This window comes from Kineococcus glutinatus (assembly GCF_039542765.1).
In the GTDB taxonomy this organism is placed as follows: domain Bacteria; phylum Actinomycetota; class Actinomycetes; order Actinomycetales; family Kineococcaceae; genus Kineococcus_A; species Kineococcus_A glutinatus.
Genome location: NZ_BAABIL010000820.1, coordinates 1 through 641, shown reverse-complemented (window position 1 = coordinate 641; position 641 = coordinate 1). Strand labels below are relative to the sequence as shown.

The following is a 641-nucleotide window of genomic DNA, read 5'->3' as shown; positions in this document are numbered from 1 at the left end:
CGGCTGGGGGCGCGGCCGGGCACCCCCGCCTCGCTGCTGGCCGACGGGGCGGTGCGGGCGGCGGTGGCGGCCTCGCCGGACGCCGAGGACCCCGACGCCCTCGCCGGCGCGGTGCTCGACCTGCTCCAGGCGCACCTGGCGCGGTGGGAGGGCGGCGCGGCCCTGGACGCGGCCCGCGACGTCGCCGCCCGGCTGCCGTGGCTGGGGGACCTGGCGCTGCCCGACGAGGAGGACGAACTGGCTCCCGCCAACGCGCTCGCCCTGCCGGGCAGCCTCGCGGCGCGGGCGCTGGAGGCCGAGGAGGTGGGGCTCGTGCACCCCGACCTCGTGGCGGAGCGGGGTGCGGCGGCGCTGGTGGCCGCCGGTGTCCTGGACGCCCCCGCCGCGGTGCTGCTGCCCCTGGTGACGGCCGGTGCGGGGCAGGAGGAGCCGGGCGGGGCCGCCGGCGGGCACGACGTCGCGGCGGCCCTGCCGGGTTGGGACGACTTCTGCGACCACCTCGCGGCCGTCGCCGACGCCCTCGCCGGGCAGGGCGCCGGGGCGGGCGACGCACCGGCCGGTGACGTGGTGACCGGTGACGTGGTGGCCGCTCACGTGTTCCTCGCCTCGAACACGAGCCGGAAGGCCGAGCTCACGGTGGT

At 80.7% G+C, this 641-nt stretch carries 1 pseudogene; it reads left to right on the top strand.

Annotation, left to right across the window (positions count from 1 at the left end):
• Positions 1–641, top strand: a pseudogene (locus tag ABEB16_RS21710) (hypothetical protein); the annotation flags it as partial.